Raw genomic sequence first — 18,633 nt, 5'->3', positions numbered from 1 at the left:
CTAGCTTCGACCGGTGAGGCGGGCGCGTGCCCTCGGTCGAAGCCAAGCAGTATTCCGGGCGTGTGCCCAGGGGCCCTCACTCGGAGCGGGTGAGCCGGAATCCGATGTGCGACATCCCCGTATCCTCGGCCTGCGGCGAGCGCGCGGCCGGTCGGAAGCGCAGGCAGTAGTCCGGGGAGCAGAGGTGCGACCCGCCCTTGAGGACGCGCCGGGGGATGTCGGGGAAGCCGTCCTGCGCGCTGGCGGCGGCGAGCAGGTTCGTGCGCTTGCCGGCATCGACCGGGGTGTCCGAGAGGCGGAGGTGGCGCGGGGTGTAGAAGTCGGTCGTCCACTCCCAGACGTTCGCGATCATGTCGTAGAGGCCGTAGCCGTTGGGCGGGTACGAGCCGACGGGCGCCGTGCCGCCGACGCCCTGATTGTCGTACGGGAAGCGTCCGAGCCACGAGTTCGCCTGTGCGACCCCGTCGGGGTACGCCTCGTCGCCCCAGGCGAAGGCCGCGCCCTCGAGTCCTCCCCGCGCCGCGTATTCGTGTTCGGCCTCGGTGGGCAGCCGCATCCCCACCCAGTCGGCGTAGGCCACGGCATCCTCGAACGCGATGTGGACGACCGGATGCTGCAGCCGGTCATCGATCGACGAGTCAGGGCCGAACGGCTTGCGCCAGAACGCCCCGGGCTGCCAGCGCCACCAGTTGCGCCAGTCACCCAGATTCGTCGGACCGGCGGTCGGAGTGAAGACCATCGCCCCGGGAACGAGGTCGGCGGGATCGGCTCCGGGGAACGCCGCGGGATCGAGCTCTCGTTCGGCGACGGTCACGTATCCGGTCGCGTCGACGAACTCGGCGTATTGCGCGTTCGTCACCTGGTAGCGGTCGATGAAGAACGACTCGACCTCGCGCTCGTGCGCCGGCCGTTCGTCCGGATAGAAGTCGTCCGACCCCATCAGGAACGTGCCGCCGGGGATGTGGACCATGTCGCGCGAGTTCGTCACGAGACTCAGCGTAGTGTTCGGCCGCGGCGGGAGGACCGGGAGTATTCCGGCCGGCGGATCCGGCGCTCAGCGGGTCGCGTCGAAGGCCCTGGTGCTCCCCCACAGCGGGCGGAACGCCAGCTCGGCTGCACCGACGAGCAGCCGATCGGAGCCGAGTTCGGCGGCGCGGATCTCGACCGCGGCAGCACTCTCGGGCATCGCCAACCGCGAGACCTCGTCGACCAGCAGGTCGTGCGCCCCCTCGTCGACGAGCGCCAGGAAGCCACCGAGGATCACGAGAGCCGGATTGAGCACGTTGACCGCGTTCGCCAGCGCACTTCCGAGGATCTTGGCCTGCCGCACGAGTTCCGCGTGCACCTCGGGCGCCTCCGTGGCGGCGAGGGCTGCGGCGAGCTCGTCGTCGTCGGCGTCGTCGAGCCCGAGCAGGTCGAGGAGGTGCCGGCGATTCACCTCGTCTTCGAGCACGCCGTCGTCGGTGCGACGGTCGGCACCGTCGATGCCGGGCCGGTTGTGCCCGAACTCGCCCGCGTAGCCGCTCGCCCCGGTGGCGGCCAGACCGTGGATCACGAGTCCTCCACCGATGCCGGAGGCGCCGCCGTTGAGGTAGACGAGTTCGTCGATACCCCGGCCGGCGCCGAAGAGGTGCTCGGCGAGCGCGCCGAGGGTCGCGTCGTTGTCCACCGCGGTGCGGATGCCGGTCGCCTCCTGGATCAGGGCGGCCAGCGGCTCGTCGAGCCAGCCGAGGTGCGGGGCGTTGCGCACCACGCCGTCGGCCGAGCGCACGAGGCCAGGCACGGCGACGCCGATACCGATCACGGCGCAGTCGGCGAGAGCATCCGTCCGCCAGCTCTCGAGGCGCTCGGCGACGAGGGCAGCGACATCGGCCGTGGTCGGCTGACCGGTGTTGACGATGCGCTCGCGGACGCGAATGCTGCGGTCGAGGGCGACGGCGGCGATCTCGACCGCGTCGACCTCGGGGTGCACGCTGATCGCGACGACGTCAGCCGAAGGCGCGACCACCGGAGAGGGGCGTCCGGCTCGCGCCGAGGATTCCGGCGGCCGCTCGTCGACGAGTCCGGCGGCGACGAGCTCCGCCACCAGCGCGGCGATGGTCGAGCGGTTGAGGCCCGTGGCCTCGGTCAGGGCCGAGCGGGAACGGGGGCCGTCGTGGTGGACGATCGAGAGGATCCACGCCAGGTTCGCTTCGCGGGAGCGCGGGGCAGCGGATTCAGGGGGCACGTTCCCACTTTAGGGGTGCGAATGCCACCTGTCATCGGTTATGTTGTGAAGCACAACTTATTGCGTCCGTGCATCCCGCGCGCCCGCAGCATTCGCAGAGGAGCGATCATGCCCAACCCCACCCGCGACGACAAGTTCTCGTTCGGACTCTGGACCGTCGGCTACAACGGCACCGACCCGTTCGGCGGCCCGACCCGTCCGGCCCTCGACGTCGTGCACGCGGTCGAGAAGCTCGCCGAGCTCGGCGCCTACGGCCTCACCTTCCACGACGACGACCTGTTCGCCTTCGGATCCACGGATGCCGAGCGCCAGACCCAGATCGACCGTCTCAAGGGCGCACTCGCCGACACCGGCCTGATCGTTCCGATGGTCACCACCAACCTCTTCAGCGCCCCGGTCTTCAAGGACGGCGGCTTCACCTCGAACGACCGCCAGGTGCGCCGGTTCGCGCTGCGCAAGGTGTTCCGCCAGCTCGACCTCGGTGCCGAGCTCGGCGCCAAGACCTTCGTCATGTGGGGCGGCCGTGAGGGCGCGGAGTACGACTCCGCGAAGGACGTGCGCGCGGCACTGGAGCGCTACCGCGAGGCTGTGAACCTGCTCAGCGACTACGTGACCGACAAGGGCTACGACATCCGCTTCGCGATCGAGCCGAAGCCCAACGAGCCCCGCGGCGACATCCTGCTGCCGACGCTCGGCCACGCGATCGCGTTCATCGACTCGCTCGAGCGCCCCGAGCTCGTGGGCGTGAACCCCGAGGTCGGTCACGAGCAGATGGCCGGACTCAACTTCACGGCCGGCATCGCGCAGGCGCTGTTCCACGGCAAGCTCTTCCACATCGACCTCAACGGCCAGCGCGGCATCAAGTACGACCAGGACCTGGTGTTCGGCCACGGCGACCTGCACAACGCGTTCTCGCTCGTCGACCTGCTGGAGAACGGCGGCCCCGGCGGTGTTCCCGCCTACGACGGCCCGCGTCACTTCGACTACAAGCCCTCGCGCACCGAGGACGAGGCCGGCGTCTGGGCCTCGGCCGCGGCCAACATGCGCACGTATCTGCTGCTGAAGGAGCGCGCCGCGGCCTTCCGCGCCGACCCCGAGGTGCAGGAGGCACTGGCCGCCGCGAAGGTCGCCGAGCTCTCGACCCCGACGCTCAACGAGGGCGAGTCATACGACGACTTCCTCGCCGACCGCTCGGCCTACGAGGACTTCGACGCGAACGCGTACCTCGGCGGCAAGGGCTTCGGCTTCGTGCGCCTGCAGCAGCTCGCCACCGAGCACCTGCTCGGCGCGCGCTGAGTCCGGCGATGGCACTCGTCCTCGGGGTCGACTCCTCGACCCAGACCTGCAAGGTCGTCGTCGTCGACTCCGAGACGGATGCCGTCGTCCGCTCCGGCCGCGCTCCGCATCCCGATGGCACGTCGGTCGATCCCGAGGCGTGGTGGGTCGCGTTGCAGGCGGCCATCGCGGATGCCGGCGGCCTCGACGACGTCGCAGCCTGGGCGATCGGCGGGCAACAGCACGGCCTGGTCGCCCTCGATGCGCAGGGACGCGTCATCCGCGACGCCCTGCTGTGGAACGACACCCGCTCCGCGCAGGCGGCGGAAGACCTGATCGGCGAGTTCGGGGCCACAGCCCTCGCCGACCGCACCGGCCTCGTGCCGGTCGCGTCGTTCACGATCACGAAGCTGCGCTGGCTGCGCGACCACGAGCCCGAGAACGCGGCTCGCGTCGCCGCCGTCGCCCTGCCGCACGACTGGCTGACCTGGCGGCTGCGCGGGTTCGGCCCCGAACGGCCCGACTTCGATGAACTCGTGACCGACCGGTCGGATGCCTCGGGCACCGGCTACTGGAACCCGGCGACCGGCGAGTACGACCGCGAGTTGCTCGTCGCCGCCCTCGGCCACGACGTGATCCTGCCGCGAGTGCTCGGACCGCGCGAGTCCGTGACGGACGCTGCCTCGCGTCGCGTCGCCCCCGGTGCGGGAGACAACGCCGCCGTCGCGCTGGGCCTCGGCGCGCGGACGGGCGATGTCGTCGTCTCGATCGGCACCTCGGGCACGATCTTCGCCGTGACCGACCGCCCGGTGGCGGAGCCCACCGGCATCGTCGCGGGCTTCGCCGATGCCGACGGCGGACACCTGCCCCTGGTCTGCACGCTCAACGCCGCACGGGTGCTCGACGTGATCGCGCGCCTGCTCGGGGTGGACCACGACGGGCTGAGCACGCTCGCCTTGACCGCCGAACCCGGCGCCGGCGGACTCGAACTCGTGCCGTACTTCGAGGGCGAGCGCTCCCCCAACCTGCCCGATGCCACCGCGAGCCTGAACGCCATGACGCTCGCTTCCACCACCCGCGAGAACCTCGCCAGGGCTGCGGTCGAGGGCATGCTCGGCGGACTGCGCTTCGGGCTCGATGCGCTGCGCGAGCTCGGCATCCCCCTGGAGCGGGTGCTGCTGGTGGGCGGGGGCGCGCAGTCGCAGGCCGTCCGCGAGATCGCCCCGCTGGTCTTCGAACTGCCGGTCGAGGTGCCGGAGGCCGCGGAGTATGTCGCCGTCGGCATGGCACGTCAGGCGGCCTCGGTGCTCTGAGAGGATCGGGGGATGATCACCGTTCACCTGCGCTACGAGATCGACCCCGACAAGCTCGACGACTTCACCGAGTACGGGCGCACCTGGATCCGGCTCGTGGCCAAGCACGGCGGCACCCACCACGGCTACTTCCTGCCGAGCGAGGGCGACAGCGACGAGGCGTTCGCGCTGTTCACGTTCCCCTCCCTCGCCGAGTACGAGGTCTACCGGACCGCATCGAAGACCGATCCGGAGTGCGTCGAGGCGTTCGACTTCGCCCGCCGGACGCAGTGCATCCGCCGCTACGAGCGTCGCTTCCTGAGCCCGGTCTTCGAGTGACCACGCGGGAAGCGGAGCCCGAGGACCGGCTCTCCGAGAGCGAACCCATCGTCGTGATCGGCGCCGGTGTGATCGGCGCCTCGATCGCCCATCATCTGGCTCGCGCGGGACACGACGTGATCGTGCTCGACCGCGGGGAATCGGGGGCGGGGGTGACCGCCGCGTCGTTCGCCTGGGTCGGCATGGCTAAGAGTCCCGCCGACGCCTACGCCGGGTCCCTTCGTCAGCGTGCGCGGCCGGAGTTCGATCGTGTCCTCACGGAACTCACCGCACCCATCGGGCTCCGTCCATTCGGCGCGGTCACGTGGGAGGAGTCCGATGCTCTGACTCGCGCCTTCGTCTCCGATCACCAGGCCGCAGGGCACCGGATGGAACCGCTCACGGCGCGCGAGGCTTTGCGGCGAGAGCCGGGGCTTCGCGCGGTACCCGACGTCATCGCCTACGCCCCCGACGATGTCGGAATCGACCCCATCGCGTATACGCGTGCTCTGCTGCAGAGCGCGCAGGAGCACGGTGCGAAGGTGCGGACCGGGACGGCCGTCGTGCAGTTGCTGAGCGATGGCGGAGGGGTTCGAGGCGTTCTGACCGACCATGGCGAACTCGTGGCGAAGAGCGTCGTGGTCGCTGCGGGCACCGCCTCCGTGGGGATCGCCGCATCCGCCGGAGTGAACATCGACGTCGTGGGGTCGCCGTGCTGCCTGCTGCGCTTCTCCACGCCCCGCCCGCTCGTGCGCGGCATCCTCTCCACCCCGGACCTCGAGGTTCGTCAACTGGACGACACCACCCTTCTCGCCGCAGAAGACGTTCCCGAGGGCTTCTCCGGTGATCCGAGAGAGCTCGCCGTCGCCACCCTCGCCGCGATCCGCCGCTCTTTCGTCGACGCCGATGACGTCCGCCTCGAGCACGCCGTCATCGCCGACCGTCCGATCCCGGCGGGCGGTCACCCCCTGGTCGGGCCGGTGCCGGCGATGCCCGGCCTCCATCTGGCGATCGCCCACCCCGGCGTGATCCTGTCGGCCGAGATCGGGCGCCAGGTCGCCGCCGACCATGCCGCGCTCTGAGGCCTCCCGGGGCCCGATCAGCCGTCGAGGTTCCTGCGCAGCGCAGTGGTGATGTCGTCGACCTGCGCGAGCTGCTCCGGCGAGAGCGCATCGACGAACAGCGAGCGGATGGCGCGGAGGTGCGGCACGTTCGCGGCCCGGAACGCGTCGGCTCCGGTCTCGGTGAGAAGCACGTCGACGCCGTGCACGCCGTCGGCGCAGGGAACCCGTCGGATGAGCGCACGCTTCTCCATCCGACCGAGGTGGTGAGACAGCCGACTGCGCTCCCAGTCGATCAGCGTCGCAAGCTCAGACGAGCGCGCCCTGCGGCCGTCGGCTTCGCTGAGCGCGAGCAGCACCTGGTAGTCGCCGGAGGAGAGCGATGACTCGCCCTGCAACTGTGCGGAGAGACGAGAGCGAAGGACCTCACTCGTCTCGATGAAGTCCCGCCAGATGCGCAGCTGCTCGGGCGTCGGCGTGCGGCGACGACGTTCTTCGATCATGACACCTCCTGGGAATTGATATGTCAATTGTACGGTTGCAAGGTATTGACACGTCAATCCGGAGGGACCGGTGCCGTGGAGAAGGGTCGTGATGGACATGACGGAACTCGAGTTCGGGCTGAACTCCTTCGGCGAGGTGGCGACGGACGGCGGTCGCATCCTGTCGGACGGTGAGACGCTGCGGCTGCTCGTCGAAGAGGCGCAGCTCGCCGAGTCGGTGGGCCTGGATGTGTTCAGCGTCGGCGAGCACTACCGCGAGGGACACATGGACTCCGCGACCCCGGTGCTGCTGGCCGCCGCGGCGCAGGCCACGTCGACGATCGGGCTCGGCTCGTCGGTCACGGTGCTGTCGACACAGGACCCGGTGCGGCTCTACCAGGAGTTCGCGACGGTCGACGGGCTTTCCGACGGACGCGCCCAGCTCATCCTCGGGCGGGCGTCGGCGATCGAGTCTTTCCCCCTCTTCGGGTACGACATCGCCGAGTATGAGCGGATCTTCGAGGAGAAGCTCGACCTGTTCCTGCGCCTGATGCGCGAGGACAACGTCACCTGGAGCGGCTCCTACCGCAGCCCGCTCGAGAACGTGCGCCTGCATCCGCGCATGCCCGAGGGCGGCATCCCGGCATGGATCGGGATCGGCGGCAGCCCCGACTCCGTCATCCGCGCCGCCGAGAACGGACTGCCCTTGATGATGGCGATCATCGGCGGACGACCCGAGCGGTTCGCCGGCCACGCGCGCCTCTACCTGCGCGCACTGGAGCAGTTCGGGCGGGCGGAACTCCCGATCGGGCAGCACTCGCTCGGCCTGATCGCCGACACCGACGATGAGGCGAAGAACGTGCACTGGAAGCACTGGGAGCCGGTCGTGACTCAGATGAGCAAGGAGCGCGGGTTCTACGCGCCCACCCTCGAACGGTACGAAGAGGAGGTCGACACCGGCGCCCTCTACGTCGGCTCCCCCGAGACCGTCGCGCACAAGCTCGCCGCCGCCGTTCGGAGCAATCACCTGTCGCGGTTCGACCTGAAGTACGACCTCATGCACCTGCCGAAGGACGTGCGCGAGCGCAGCATCCGCCTCTTCGGAGAGAAGGTCGCCCCGCGCGTGCGCGAACTGCTCGCCGCCGACCCGGGAGAGGGTGCGTTCGCTGACCCGGGTGTGGCGCGGATCACGAAAGACGGCAAGGCCGTCCACGCGTGAGGGAGATCACCATGAACGACACCATCGAAACCATCGGCATCCTCGGCGCGGGCAAGGTGGGCACCACGATCGCCCGCCTCGCCCTCGCCGCGGGATACCGCGTGCTCATCGCCGGCTCGGGCGCTCCAGAGCGGATCGCGCTCACCATCGACGTCTTCGCCCCCGGGGCCAGCGCGGTGACGGCCGCGGACGCGGCTGCCGGGGCGGATGCCGTCATCCTGGCGCTTCCCCTCGGCAAGTACCGCACGCTCCCGGTCGAGCAGCTGCGCGGGACGTTGGTGCTCGACACCATGAACTACTGGTGGGAGACCGACGGGATCCGTGACGACCTGAGTGATCCACGCACCTCGACCAGCGAGCTCGTGCAGGAGTTCCTGCCGGAGTCGCGGGTCGTGAAGGCCCTGAACCACATGGGCTATCACGACCTCGAAGACGAATCGCGACCCGCCGGAGCGCCCGGGCGCAAGGCCATCGCCGTCGCGGGTGACGAGTCCGCCGACCTCGCCCGCGTCGCGGAGCTGATCGACAGGCTCGGCTTCGACCCCGTGCTCATCGACACTCTGGCGGCCGGAGCTGCGCTCCAACCTGGGAACCCCGCGTTCGGCGCCGACGTCACCGCAGAGGAGCTGCGCGGACTGATCGGCATCCCCTCGCGGAGCGCGCCGCACTGACGGCCCGGTCGGGCAGACGACCGCGACGGCCCGGCTAGGCTCCCAGAAGCCGTCGACCCCCACGGAGGCATTGATGCCCACTCCCCTCAGACTTCGCGCGAGCGCACTCGTGCTCGCAGGCATGCTGGCCTGTGCTGGATGCTCGGCGACAGCCGTCCCGAGCCCGCCGGCGGCCGTCGGCGACGACTTCCCCGGCACCTGCCTGCCGTCGGAGGTCTCCTGGCCGTCCGACTTCCTCGAGTCCCTGCCCGGAGAGTCCGAGGCGATCGGCGGCGCCATCGTCGGTCTGCGCCTCGAGTGGCTCGACGACGATTTCGCGTGGCGGCTGCGCAGCGCCGACACCCGTAAGGACACGTTCGGTGAGCGGGTCGACGACCCGAGCTTCGGCCGGGAGTCGCTGGTCGACGTCCGCACCCTGGAGGTTCTCTCGACCGGCGAGACGGAGCTCACCGAGGCGGAGCAGCAGCTGAACGGCAGCAGCGCCTACACCGCGGCGCAGCTCTCGGGCGAGGAATACCCCAGTCCACTCATCGTGGAGATGGCCCGCGTGATGGACGACGGCGCGCCCGTGTGGCAGCTCACGATGTGCGACACCGCCACCAACGAGCTGACGGTCACGACCCTGAATTGACGCACGCCCCGACCGCTTTACTCAGCTAACTTGCACGCTCGTGTGCACGTATTGTGTAAACTCGTCCTGTGAAACAGAGCTGGCGGGTCTACAAGCGCGACGTCAAGAGACTCTCCCGCGTACCCAAAGCCTGGATCATCATCATCGGGGTGCTCATCACCCCGGCCCTGTACGCGTGGTTCAACATAAACGCGTTCTGGGACCCCTACGCGAACACCGCGAACATCCGCGTGGCGGTGGTCGATCTCGACGAGGGCGCCACCTCCGACCTCACCGGTCACATCGACATCGGCGAGCAGGTGACCGCGCAGCTCGAGGACGACGACCAGCTCGGCTGGACGTTCATGGGCGAGGACGAGGCTCAGGAGGCCGTGAAGAAGGGCGACGTCTACGCCGCCATCGTCATCCCCGCGCAGTTCAGCGAAGATCTGCTCAGCATCACCAGCGGTGACTTCACCCAGCCGGCGCTGGAGTACTACGTCAACGAGAAGGCCGGGGCGATCGCGCCCAAGATCACCGACGTCGGCGCTTCCGAACTCGACAAGCAGGTCACCACCGCTTTCAAGGAGCAGGTGGCACTCGCCGCGACGAACGCCCTCAAAGACGTCGGCGACTCCACCGAGCTGCGGCTGCTGAACGCCAGGGACAACACCCTCAACGCGTTCGACCAGGCAGCGCAGACCATCTCGTCGGCGCGCGAGAACCTCGCCGAGACGCAGGACGGGCTGACCTCGTCTCGCGGCACGCTCGCCTCCGCCCGGAGCACGCTCGGCGACGTCGACAAGACGCTCGGCGATGTGCAGAAGTCGCTCGACCAGACGCAGTCGATCATCGCCGAGACGCAGAAGGAGGTGATCGCCTTCACCGACAGCGCCACCACCGCGTTCCTCCAGGGCACCACGCTGCTCGCCGATGCGTCGTCGAAGGCGAACGTCTCGATCACCCGTCTCACCCAGAGCCTCGAGCAGGCGGGCGTGCGCATCGACGCCGGGATCGACGACGTCTCGAACGTGCTCGAGGCGAACGAAGCGGCCGCCGCGCGTCTGCAGGCGCTCGTGGACGACACCGACCTCAGCGACGAGACGAAGCAGCAGCTCACCGAGGTCATCGCCTCACTGCAGCAGCGCAACGCCACCGACCAGCAGCTGCTCGCAGACCTGAAGGACCTCAAGGCCAGCGCATCCGACACCGTGAGCTCCGTCCAGGCGACGGCCGACGCGGTCGACAAGGCGATGCAGGACACCCGAGATGCCTCGTCGGCGATGCGAGACATCCTCACCCGCACCGTCCCCTCGCTGAACAGCGCGATGTCGCAGTTGTCAGCGAGCGTCGGATCGTTGTCGGCGGCGCTGGATGCGCAGAAGGGCGTGCTCGCCGAGGCCGACCAGCTGCTGGGCGGGTTGGACTCGCAGCTCGTGGCCACCTCGTCGGCACTGGAGAGCTTCGACGGCGACCTCGCCGGCATCGAGCAAGGGCTGCAGACCTCGCGCACCGACGTCGTCGCCCTCAACGCCGCATCCGAATGGGGTCTGCTGGGCACGCTCACCGACCTGGAGCCCGAGCAGATCGCCCAATTCATCTCCTCCCCCGTCGAGGTCGACGAGCACCTGGTGTTCCCCGTCGACACCTACGGGTCGGCGATGGCCGCGCTCTTCACGAACCTGTCGCTGTGGATCGGCGCCTTCGTGCTCATGGTGATCTTCCGCGTCGAGGTCGACACCGAGGGCGTCGAGGGCGTCACCGTGCGCGAGGCCTACTTCGGCCGCTTCTTCCTCTTCGCGACGCTCGCCGTCGGCCAAGCGCTGATCGTGTGCACCGGAAACCTCATCATCGGCGTGCAGACCGTCAGCGCCGCTGCCTTCGTCGGCACGGGTGTGCTCATCGCCCTCGCCTACGTGAGCATCATCTATGCCCTCTGCGTCGCGTTCGGGCACGTCGGCCGCGGCCTGTGCATCCTGCTGGTGATCATGCAGATCCCCGGAGCATCCGGGCTGTACCCGATCGAGCTGATGCCCGGATTCTTCCGTGCCATCTATCCGCTCCTCCCGTTCTCGTACGGCATCGACGCGATGCGCGAGACGATCGGCGGGTTCTACGACGGCCACTACTGGCGGTACTTGGGCGCCCTCGCCGTGTTCGTCGCCCTGGCGTTCCTCATCGGGCTCGTGCTCCGCCGCCGGCTCGCGAACTTCACCCTGCTCTTCAACCGGCAGGTGCTCGCGACCGACCTCCTGATCGGCGAGAAGGTGCAGGTCGTCGGCAGCGGGTACCGGCTCACCGACGTGATCCGCGCGCTCTCGAACCGCAGCGAATACCGCGAAGACCTCGCTCGACGCGCCGAGCCGTTCACCCGCCGCTACCCCACCCTGTTGAAGGCGACGGTGCTCACGGGGGTCGCCGGGCTCGTCGTGCTCGGAGTCATCACCTGGGCGCTCCCCGAATCGAAGGCGCTGCTGTTGGGCCTGTGGACTCTCTGGATCCTGCTCGTCATCGGATTCCTCGTGGCCATCGAGTACATCAAGCACAGCTTCGAGAACGGCGCAGAGGTCGCGGCCCTCGACGACGCCGAGCTGCGTGAGCTCGCCCTCGTCGGTCCCGCCGGTCGTGACGCGGTCATGCCCGCCTCAGCGGACGAGAATTTCGACACGGTCCCGTACACGCCCGTCGTCCCCACCGAGGCGGATGCGCCTGATGCGCCGACTGCACCGGACGCACCGGCCGGCGGCGCCGAGGCAGACGCCCTGCTCACCGAATGGTTCGAGCCCGAGCCGGACACGCAGCCGTACCCGGAGACGGCGACGGAGACGGAGACAGGGCCGGAGACGGAACCCCGCATCGGACCGGATGCCGGGCAGACCGCCGAGCAGACCGACGCCGAGCAGACAGAAGAAGATCTCGCGGACGAAGATCCACTCACCGACGAAGACGAACACCGGACCGCAGAAGGAGAGGACCGCGCATGAGGGACATCCTGCACCTGACGGCCCGCGACGTGCGGCACGCGACCCAGAACGTGATGGCGTGCATCGTCCTGTTCGGCCTCGTCGTCATCCCGTCGCTGTTCACCTGGTTCAACGTCATCGCCAGCTGGGATCCGTTCGCGAACACGAAGGATCTGAAGATCGCGGTCGCGAGCACCGATGCCGGGTACGAGAGCGACCTCGTGCCGATCCGCGTGAACGTCGGCGAACAGGTCCTCTCCCAGCTTCGCGGGAACGACCAGCTCGACTGGGTCATCACGGATGAGCACGACGCGATCGACGGGACGAAGTCCGGCGAGTACTACGCCGCCATTGTGCTGCCCGAGACGTTCAGCGCCGACATGCTGACGTTCTACGCCGACGGCGGCGACCGCACGCACATCGCCCTCTACACGAACGAGAAGAAGAACGCCCTGGCGCCGAAGATCACCGGACAGGGCGCGGAAGGGGTCTCGTCCGCCATCAGCAGCACCTTCGCCGAGACGCTCGGCGACGTGGCTCTCGGCCTCGTCTCGTCGATGTCGGACTACCTCACCGATGAGGACACGCAGGCCGCACTCACCCGCATCGAGGCCCGCCTCGGGAGCGTGGGAGATCAGCTGCGGTCCGGGGCGCACACGGCCGACACCTTCACGGCGCTGCTGGAGGCGAGCCGGCCCCTGCTCGACAGCGCCTCGGGCCTGATCGGCTCGGCCGGTGACGCATTCACCGACACCTCGGGCGCGCTCGGCAGCGGTGTGGATGCGGCCGGCACGCTGAAGTCCACCCTCCAGACGGCCGCCCAGTCCCTGACGGATGCGCTCGCGGCGACGGCGAGCAGCTACGACGCCGTCGGCCATCGCATCGACGAGCTGTACGCCGGTGCCGACTCGCTCAGCGGCAGCCAGGTGCAGGCGATCACCACGCTCGCCGAGCGCGTGCAGCAGCAGATCGACCAGTACTCCGCGGTCAAGAACACCCTGGAGACCGAGGTCGGACCGAACCTTCCCGAATCCGCGCAGCCCGACTTCGACGCCGTGATCAGCCGACTCGACGAGGCCATCGCCCGGCAGCAGGCCCTGCAGGAGCGCCTCCAGACCGCGGCGACCGAGATCGCGGCCGGCAACGACTCGGCGCAGAGCTCGCACCAGGAGATCACCGCCGCCATCGCCGCGGCGAAGAAGGCGATCACGGACGCACGGAGCACCTACGACAATGGGCTGAAAGCCCAACTGAACGCCCTCGCGTCGACCCTCACGCAGATCGGCTCCGACGTGTCGGCGGTCCGCTCCGACCTCTCCGGCATCACGTCCGGCCTCTCCGGAGCATCCGATTCCGTGCAGTCGACGCTGTCGCGCGCACAGGAGGCCACGACGCAGCTGTCGGCATCGCTGAACACGTTGGCCGACCGGTTCGACACCGTGCAGCAGGCGATGACGAAGGCCGCGGACACCGGCGACCTCAGCGAGCTGATGGGCGCCGACCCCGGCGTGCTCGCCACCTCCCTCGCCGAGCCCGTGCGCGTGGACCGCACCGCGGTGTTCCCGGTGGCCGGTTTCGGCGCGGCCATGGCACCGCTGTACATGATCCTGGCCCTCTGGGTGGGTGCGCTGCTGATGACCGTGACGATCCGCGTCGACGTGAACGCCGAGACGCTCCCCGACCGCGCCGAACTCACTCCGACGCAGAAGTATCTCGGCCGCTACGGCATCTTCGGCCTGGTCGGGCTCGCACAGAGCACGCTGCTGACGCTCGGGCTGATCCTCTTCGTCCAGGTCGAACCCGCACATCCGCTCCTGCTGATCCTGGCCGGGTGGGTGATCTCGACCGTGTTCACCCTCATCGTCTACACGGCCGTGGTCGCGTTCGGCAATGCGGGCAAGGCGCTCTCGGTGCTGCTCCTGGTGATCCAGATCTCGGGTTCGGGCGGCGCGTATCCGCTGCAGCTGCTGCCCGACTGGTTCCAGAGCATCAGCCCGTTCCTGCCCGCGACCTACGCCGTGAACATGGTGCGATCGGCGATCGCCGGCGTCTACCAGGGCGACTTCTGGTGGTCGCTGGGCGCGCTCGCGCTGTTCATCATCCCCGCACTGCTCCTCGGTCTCGTGCTCCGGCGCCCGCTGATGACGTACAACCGCAAGCTCGTCGACGCACTCGCGTCGACCAAGTTGATGTCGTGACTCCTGTGTCTCCGCGAAAGGACCATGAAGTGACCGCACCGAATCCCCGGCGTCGGCGCGATGCGCTCGCCAACCGCGAGGCCCTGCTGCGCGCGGCGCAGTCGGTGCTCGCGACCAACCCCACGGCGTCGCTCGACGTGATCGCCCAGGCCGCCGGCCTCACGCGGCGCTCCGTCTACGGCCACTTCGCCGACCGCGACAGCCTGCTGCGCGAGGTGATCGCCGTCGGCGCACAGCGGTTCAACGCGATCGCCGAGGCGACCGACGAATCCGACCCCCGCGTCACGCTGGCGCGGATGGCGACGCGGCTGTGGCGGGAGGCCTCGGCCGTGCGCGCTTCGGCCAACATCGCCCTCGATGATGCTCATCTGACCGACACCGTGCTCGCCCTGGCACCGCTGCGCCGACGGATCCGCGATCTGACGAGGGCCGGAGTGGACTCCGGGGCGTTCCGTGCAGACATGCCGGCCGAGCTGCTCGCCTTCCTCATCGAGGAGACGGCGCGGGCGACCCTGCGCGAGCTGCGGCTCACCACGACCGACGCGGACTCGACCGTCGTGCGCGTGGTGCTGAGCATCGTGGGCCTCTCGTGGACGGAGCAGGCCGAGCTCATCGGCGCGCACCCCGAGATCTTCGCGCAGGGCTGAGGCCGCGGCGGGCGCACGCTCGCGCCCGCTGGTGATCGTTCAGGCGCTCGCTTCGCCGAACCGCCCCGGACTCGCCACAGCTTCGGCAGTGACCGACCGATCCCCCGCGCGCACCCGGAACCAGAGGGTGAGCTCGGTCAGCGCCCGGACGAGGGTGTCCACGTCTGAGCCGGCGTCCAGGTCGGCGAACGAGTCCCGGTACCCCTCGGGGCGCCTCTCGCCGCGATGCAACACCTGGTACCCCATGGTCCAGTCCGAGAAGCGGCGCTCGGCGATCGACTCCTGCATGAGCACGCGCAGGTCGTGGTGTCGGGAGTCGTTGCGGATGACGTCGACGAGGTCCGCGACGGTCTCCGGATGCCCCTCCAGCACCTGGATGAAGCGCCCGTCTCGATGAAGGAGCATGCCGGTTATGGCACGCCCATCGTTGAGACGGCGGCACACGGTGAGGAGCTGCTCGAGTGCGGATTCACGGAACGGCTGGGAAGCAGTGCTGGTGTAGACCAGCGAGACCAGACCGGTGTCGGCTTTCGTGCTCACAACGCCACCCCCTGCTCGCCGTCATGGAACTCGGGCGACGACTCGACCATCAGCTGCTCCACCGCGGCCGTGGCCGCCGGCAACGTCGGGAAGTCACCCTGGGGCCGTGACCGGGCATCGAACGCGCGATACCCTCCGTCCGGTTGCCTGTCGATGTATCCGAGGAAGTCGCCGCGGCGGCTTCCGACATGGAAGCCCTCCTCGACGCAGGCCCAGAGGACGTCGTGATCGGGTCGGGCGGAGTTCGGCACTCTGGAACGATACGTGCGCACCGTCCACAGCGCGCTCCCCTTTACAGCCGCCGCAAGGGTGCGCTAAGCGCGCGCCGTAGGGGTTGCAGGAGCGACGATCCGCACGGTATTCGGCATCCGCTTCGAAAGCAGAGCCTTCGATCACCTCGATCGGCGGCTCCCGTCCGGGAGAATGGACGATATGTCCGCGACACCCCGCCGGCCGCTGCTCTCCGCTGTGCGCCGCCTGCTGCACACCGACCCCTCCACGGTCGCGCACACCGAGGTCCTGCCCGTCATCGACGAACGCACGGTGCCCCGGGTGCTCGACCTGGCGACGAGGATCGGGGAGTCGATGTTCGCGGTCGGCGCCTCGGCCCACGAGGTGACCCTCGCGATCACCCGCGTCTGCGACGCGTACGGGATGAAGGGCGTGCAGGTCGACGTCACCTACAACTCGATCACGGTGTCGTTCCACCTGAGCGGCGAGGTCTGGCCCGAGACGCTGGTTCGCGTCGTGCGGGTCACCGCCCCCGACCACGCGAAGCTGCAGCGGGTGCAGGCTCTGGTCGCCGACATCGACGGCGGGCTCGACCTCGAATCCGCCCGCACGACCTTCCGAGCGATCCGCCGGGTGCCGTTCCGCTATCAGCAGCCGGTCGTGATCGTCGCCCGAGCGCTGCTCGCCGTCGGCGTGAGCATCATGCTCGGCGCCTCCCCGATCATCGTCGGACTCACGTTCGTCGCCGCCCTGTGCGCGGCTCTGACCCAGGCCGGTCTCGCTCGCCTCCGCGTTCCGCTGTTCTTCAGCCAGATCGCCGGAGGGTTCGTGACCACCGTCGTGGCGGTCGTCGTCTCGGCGCTGGGCTCGGCGGGGATCGAGCCGTTCGTCGGCATCCGCCCGTCGATCATCGTCGCCTCGGGCATCGTGCTGATGCTGGCCGGTCTCACCGTGGTCGGCGCCGCGCAGGACGCGATCGACGGCTTCGCGCTCACCGCGGGCGGACGCATCCTCGACCTCACGATGCAGACCCTCGGCGTGGTGATCGGCATCCTCGTCGGCCTGGAACTCGGGAGCGTCCTGGGGTTCACCATGGACCTTCCCGACGACCCGGCACCGTTCGGCCCGATCCTGAACCAGTTCGTCGGCGCGATCATCATCGCGATCGCCGTCGCGGTGTTCAACGGCGCCGGCATCCGCATCATCCTGGTGAGCGCGCTGCTCAGTGCGGTGACCCTCGCGGGCTACGCGGGTTCGGTGGCGCTGAACCTGCACCCGGCTGCGGCGAGCGCGGTCGGCGCTCTGCTCGCGAGCTTCCTCGGGATGCTCATCGCCCGCAACCTGCACGTCCCGTCGGTCGCGGTCACGACGGCGGCGATCGTGCCCCTCGTTCCCGGTGTCGCCGTGTTCCAGGGCCTGCTCGAGATGGTGCACGCCACCGGGACGTCCACGGGGATGCTGGTCGCCGGCGGATCGCTCATCGACGCCGCAGTGATCGGCATCGGTCTGGCGTCCGGCGCCTCGCTCGGCCTCTACCTCGGGACCCCGGTGCGGGCGACTCTCACGAGCGTCGCGAAGACCCGCGCCCGCGTCCGCCGCTGACCCCGGGACCCCTCCACGCCTCCCCTCTCCCCCCCGCCTCTCCGCCGAGTGCACGCCTTGTCGCCGAGTGCACGGGCTATCCGCGTCGACGATCCGTGCACTCGCGGGCACGCCGTGCACTCGGCGGCCCCACGCGAACGACGCGCACCGGAAGTTGAGCAACATATCGGGTCGGACGTAGAATTTCGATGAAATCCGGCGGGCTGAAAGGGCGCCCGTTCGACCGCACGATGCAGGGATCTGCATCCTCGGATGCGGTGCGCTCCTCGCCAGCCGATGCCGGCCGACTGATTGGAGTGTTGAGATGTTCACGATGCCCGATCCCCGATTCGAGCTCAGGAAGATCACCGATACAGAGTGGTTGATCCTCGACCACCGCTACGCCGCGGATGACTCGCGCCGCACGGTCGCCTGCATCTATCAGGTCGACACGGTCGAGGTCGAGGCCGTCTGGCTGCGAGACCTGCCGCTCGCGACCTACTACATGTCTGCGGCGGATGTTCTGGAGGACGTGCAGCGGTTCCACTCGCCGAGCCGTGCCGGCCGCCCGGTCCCGATCCCGCATCTGCCACCGCTGGCCACCGCCTGACGTCGACGAGACGCCGCCGCCCGACCCACCGAGGGTCGCGATTCTCCGGCCCGGCGCACGCGTCTGTCAATGGGCACGCGTGCCCGGGCCGGCAGGGCGAGACTGAACTCCCACCCTTTTCATCCGAACGGAGTCTCTGATGTCAGATCCGCAGAACAACCACGATGACCAGCCCGTCGTCGACGCCGTCGGCATCGACCCGGACATGCCGTCCACCGATGACGACATCGACGACGACGACGACATCGACGTCGCCGACCAGGACGAGTGACCTGATTCGCGCGTGCGCAACCCCCTGGCGCTCTCTTCCGAAGCGTCGCATCCTCGGGGCATGACACACCCAGACGACATCAAACAGCCCCTGGACCACCTGCCTCCCCTCGAAGAGCGGGACAAGGCGATCGAGATCGAAGAGCCGAGCTATCCGACCTCCGAGGCACCCGTCGGTGAGACCCACGCCTCGCCCGAAACAGCGGCCGAACCCGGCAAGCCGAACCGGCACGGCGTCGACAAGCTCCCACCCGGAACGAACTGACGCTGAGGACCGGCGGTCAAGATCATCGGCATCGTCCTCTCCGGCTGCGCCACCGCCCTCGCGGAGGACATCCGCTACAGCGAGAGTCGCCCCGTGGAGCGGATGAGCATCAAGGACACGTCGAGTATCGACGGCCTGATCCACCTCACCGTGACCTCGGCCTGCATCGTCGA

The 18,633-nt window shown here is 69.2% G+C and carries 19 protein-coding genes; 14 read left to right on the top strand and 5 right to left on the bottom strand.

What is annotated here, in order from left to right; all coding sequences use genetic code 11:
* Window positions 1-76 precede the first annotated feature (76 nt).
* Both ACIOTO_RS10640 and ACIOTO_RS10635 read right to left on the bottom strand, forming a co-directional pair.
* Complete coding sequence (locus ACIOTO_RS10640; protein ID WP_400858085.1) at window positions 77-970, bottom strand: formylglycine-generating enzyme family protein; 894 nt, start codon at window positions 968-970, stop codon at window positions 77-79.
* 84 nt (window positions 971-1,054) lie between these two features.
* Entirely contained in the window at window positions 1,055-2,227 is a 1,173-nt protein-coding gene (locus ACIOTO_RS10635) for an ROK family protein (RefSeq protein WP_400857766.1), read from the bottom strand.
* A gap of 108 nt (window positions 2,228-2,335) precedes the next feature.
* Between ACIOTO_RS10635 and xylA the strand changes: the two genes are divergently transcribed.
* From xylA to ACIOTO_RS10615, 4 genes are read left to right on the top strand one after another with little or no spacing between them, the layout of a single operon-like run.
* Window positions 2,336-3,523, top strand: a complete 1,188-nt coding sequence (xylA, locus tag ACIOTO_RS10630; protein ID WP_400857764.1) for a xylose isomerase — start codon at window positions 2,336-2,338, stop codon at window positions 3,521-3,523.
* An 8-nt stretch (window positions 3,524-3,531) separates the two neighbouring features.
* Window positions 3,532-4,815 (top strand): xylulokinase, encoded by a 1,284-nt coding sequence (gene xylB, locus ACIOTO_RS10625; protein WP_400857763.1) that lies wholly within the window; start codon window positions 3,532-3,534, stop codon window positions 4,813-4,815.
* 12 nt (window positions 4,816-4,827) lie between these two features.
* Window positions 4,828-5,133, top strand: coding sequence for an NIPSNAP family protein (locus ACIOTO_RS10620; RefSeq protein ID WP_136043093.1), 306 nt, complete (start codon window positions 4,828-4,830; stop codon window positions 5,131-5,133).
* On the top strand, window positions 5,130-6,194 hold the full coding sequence (locus ACIOTO_RS10615; protein ID WP_400857762.1) for an NAD(P)/FAD-dependent oxidoreductase: 1,065 nt from the start codon (window positions 5,130-5,132) through the stop codon (window positions 6,192-6,194). Before ACIOTO_RS10620 ends, ACIOTO_RS10615 begins: the two co-directional genes overlap by 4 nt.
* Before the next feature lie 17 nt (window positions 6,195-6,211).
* Here the strand turns inward: ACIOTO_RS10615 and ACIOTO_RS10610 are convergent, their stop codons facing one another.
* Window positions 6,212-6,676 (bottom strand): MarR family winged helix-turn-helix transcriptional regulator, encoded by a 465-nt coding sequence (locus ACIOTO_RS10610; RefSeq protein WP_400857760.1) that lies wholly within the window; start codon window positions 6,674-6,676, stop codon window positions 6,212-6,214.
* 91 nt (window positions 6,677-6,767) lie between these two features.
* Between ACIOTO_RS10610 and ACIOTO_RS10605 the strand changes: the two genes are divergently transcribed.
* From ACIOTO_RS10605 to ACIOTO_RS10580, 6 genes are all read left to right on the top strand, one after another.
* Window positions 6,768-7,874 (top strand): LLM class flavin-dependent oxidoreductase, encoded by a 1,107-nt coding sequence (locus ACIOTO_RS10605; protein WP_400857759.1) that lies wholly within the window; start codon window positions 6,768-6,770, stop codon window positions 7,872-7,874.
* 11 nt (window positions 7,875-7,885) lie between these two features.
* Window positions 7,886-8,545, top strand: a complete 660-nt coding sequence (locus ACIOTO_RS10600; RefSeq protein ID WP_400857758.1) for an NADPH-dependent F420 reductase — start codon at window positions 7,886-7,888, stop codon at window positions 8,543-8,545.
* Between the two features lie 73 nt (window positions 8,546-8,618).
* Window positions 8,619-9,176, top strand: coding sequence for a hypothetical protein (locus ACIOTO_RS10595; RefSeq protein WP_400857757.1), 558 nt, complete (start codon window positions 8,619-8,621; stop codon window positions 9,174-9,176).
* A 68-nt stretch (window positions 9,177-9,244) separates the two neighbouring features.
* A complete protein-coding gene (locus tag ACIOTO_RS10590; protein WP_400857756.1) occupies window positions 9,245-12,139 on the top strand; it encodes a YhgE/Pip family protein in 2,895 nt (964 codons plus the stop codon).
* Window positions 12,136-14,316: a YhgE/Pip family protein gene (locus ACIOTO_RS10585; RefSeq protein WP_400857755.1), complete on the top strand. Its 2,181-nt coding sequence runs from the start codon at window positions 12,136-12,138 to the stop codon at window positions 14,314-14,316. The genes ACIOTO_RS10590 and ACIOTO_RS10585 overlap by 4 nt, the downstream gene beginning before the upstream one ends.
* Before the next feature lie 29 nt (window positions 14,317-14,345).
* Window positions 14,346-14,963 carry a TetR/AcrR family transcriptional regulator gene (locus tag ACIOTO_RS10580; protein WP_400857754.1) on the top strand — a complete coding sequence of 206 codons (618 nt, stop codon included), beginning with the start codon at window positions 14,346-14,348 and terminating at the stop codon, window positions 14,961-14,963.
* Window positions 14,964-15,002: 39 nt separating this feature from the next.
* Here ACIOTO_RS10580 and ACIOTO_RS10575 read toward each other — a convergent pair whose 3' ends face one another.
* Together ACIOTO_RS10575 and ACIOTO_RS10570 are read right to left on the bottom strand one after the other, a co-directional pair.
* Window positions 15,003-15,503 (bottom strand): BLUF domain-containing protein, encoded by a 501-nt coding sequence (locus ACIOTO_RS10575; protein ID WP_400857753.1) that lies wholly within the window; start codon window positions 15,501-15,503, stop codon window positions 15,003-15,005.
* Complete coding sequence (locus ACIOTO_RS10570) at window positions 15,500-15,754, bottom strand: hypothetical protein (RefSeq protein ID WP_105710589.1); 255 nt, start codon at window positions 15,752-15,754, stop codon at window positions 15,500-15,502. Before ACIOTO_RS10570 ends, ACIOTO_RS10575 begins: the two co-directional genes overlap by 4 nt.
* A 181-nt stretch (window positions 15,755-15,935) precedes the next feature.
* Between ACIOTO_RS10570 and ACIOTO_RS10565 the strand changes: the two genes are divergently transcribed.
* The 4 genes from ACIOTO_RS10565 to ACIOTO_RS10550 all read left to right on the top strand — a co-directional run bounded on the left by ACIOTO_RS10565 (window position 15,936) and on the right by ACIOTO_RS10550 (window position 18,460).
* Window positions 15,936-17,336 (top strand): threonine/serine exporter ThrE family protein, encoded by a 1,401-nt coding sequence (locus ACIOTO_RS10565; RefSeq protein WP_400857752.1) that lies wholly within the window; start codon window positions 15,936-15,938, stop codon window positions 17,334-17,336.
* 313 nt (window positions 17,337-17,649) lie between these two features.
* Window positions 17,650-17,925, top strand: a complete 276-nt coding sequence (locus tag ACIOTO_RS10560; protein WP_258134277.1) for a hypothetical protein — start codon at window positions 17,650-17,652, stop codon at window positions 17,923-17,925.
* A 139-nt stretch (window positions 17,926-18,064) separates the two neighbouring features.
* On the top strand, window positions 18,065-18,196 hold the full coding sequence (locus ACIOTO_RS10555; protein ID WP_400857751.1) for a hypothetical protein: 132 nt from the start codon (window positions 18,065-18,067) through the stop codon (window positions 18,194-18,196).
* 60 nt (window positions 18,197-18,256) lie between these two features.
* Window positions 18,257-18,460 (top strand): hypothetical protein, encoded by a 204-nt coding sequence (locus ACIOTO_RS10550; protein ID WP_029262377.1) that lies wholly within the window; start codon window positions 18,257-18,259, stop codon window positions 18,458-18,460.
* Window positions 18,461-18,633 lie beyond the last annotated feature (173 nt).

The sequence above is a fragment of the Microbacterium sp. NPDC087592 genome, assembly GCF_044743585.1.
Taxonomy (GTDB): domain Bacteria; phylum Actinomycetota; class Actinomycetes; order Actinomycetales; family Microbacteriaceae; genus Microbacterium.
Note: the sequence above shows the minus strand (reverse complement) of the source record. Positions and strands in the feature narration are given on the sequence as shown.

What these genes read in the sequence shown, in the direction of transcription:
- ACIOTO_RS10640 (WP_400858085.1), bottom strand. Translation starts at nt 970, where the DNA reads ATGGTCCACATCCCCGGCGGCACGTTCCTGATGGGGTCGGACGACTTC.
- xylA (WP_400857764.1), top strand. Translation starts at nt 2,336, where the DNA reads ATGCCCAACCCCACCCGCGACGACAAGTTCTCGTTCGGACTCTGGACC.
- xylB (WP_400857763.1), top strand. Translation starts at nt 3,532, where the DNA reads ATGGCACTCGTCCTCGGGGTCGACTCCTCGACCCAGACCTGCAAGGTC.
- ACIOTO_RS10620 (WP_136043093.1), top strand. Translation starts at nt 4,828, where the DNA reads ATGATCACCGTTCACCTGCGCTACGAGATCGACCCCGACAAGCTCGAC.
- ACIOTO_RS10610 (WP_400857760.1), bottom strand. Translation starts at nt 6,676, where the DNA reads ATGATCGAAGAACGTCGTCGCCGCACGCCGACGCCCGAGCAGCTGCGC.
- ACIOTO_RS10605 (WP_400857759.1), top strand. Translation starts at nt 6,768, where the DNA reads ATGGACATGACGGAACTCGAGTTCGGGCTGAACTCCTTCGGCGAGGTG.
- ACIOTO_RS10600 (WP_400857758.1), top strand. Translation starts at nt 7,886, where the DNA reads ATGAACGACACCATCGAAACCATCGGCATCCTCGGCGCGGGCAAGGTG.
- ACIOTO_RS10595 (WP_400857757.1), top strand. Translation starts at nt 8,619, where the DNA reads ATGCCCACTCCCCTCAGACTTCGCGCGAGCGCACTCGTGCTCGCAGGC.
- ACIOTO_RS10585 (WP_400857755.1), top strand. Translation starts at nt 12,136, where the DNA reads ATGAGGGACATCCTGCACCTGACGGCCCGCGACGTGCGGCACGCGACC.
- ACIOTO_RS10565 (WP_400857752.1), top strand. Translation starts at nt 15,936, where the DNA reads ATGTCCGCGACACCCCGCCGGCCGCTGCTCTCCGCTGTGCGCCGCCTG.
- ACIOTO_RS10560 (WP_258134277.1), top strand. Translation starts at nt 17,650, where the DNA reads ATGCCCGATCCCCGATTCGAGCTCAGGAAGATCACCGATACAGAGTGG.
- ACIOTO_RS10555 (WP_400857751.1), top strand. Translation starts at nt 18,065, where the DNA reads ATGTCAGATCCGCAGAACAACCACGATGACCAGCCCGTCGTCGACGCC.
- ACIOTO_RS10550 (WP_029262377.1), top strand. Translation starts at nt 18,257, where the DNA reads ATGACACACCCAGACGACATCAAACAGCCCCTGGACCACCTGCCTCCC.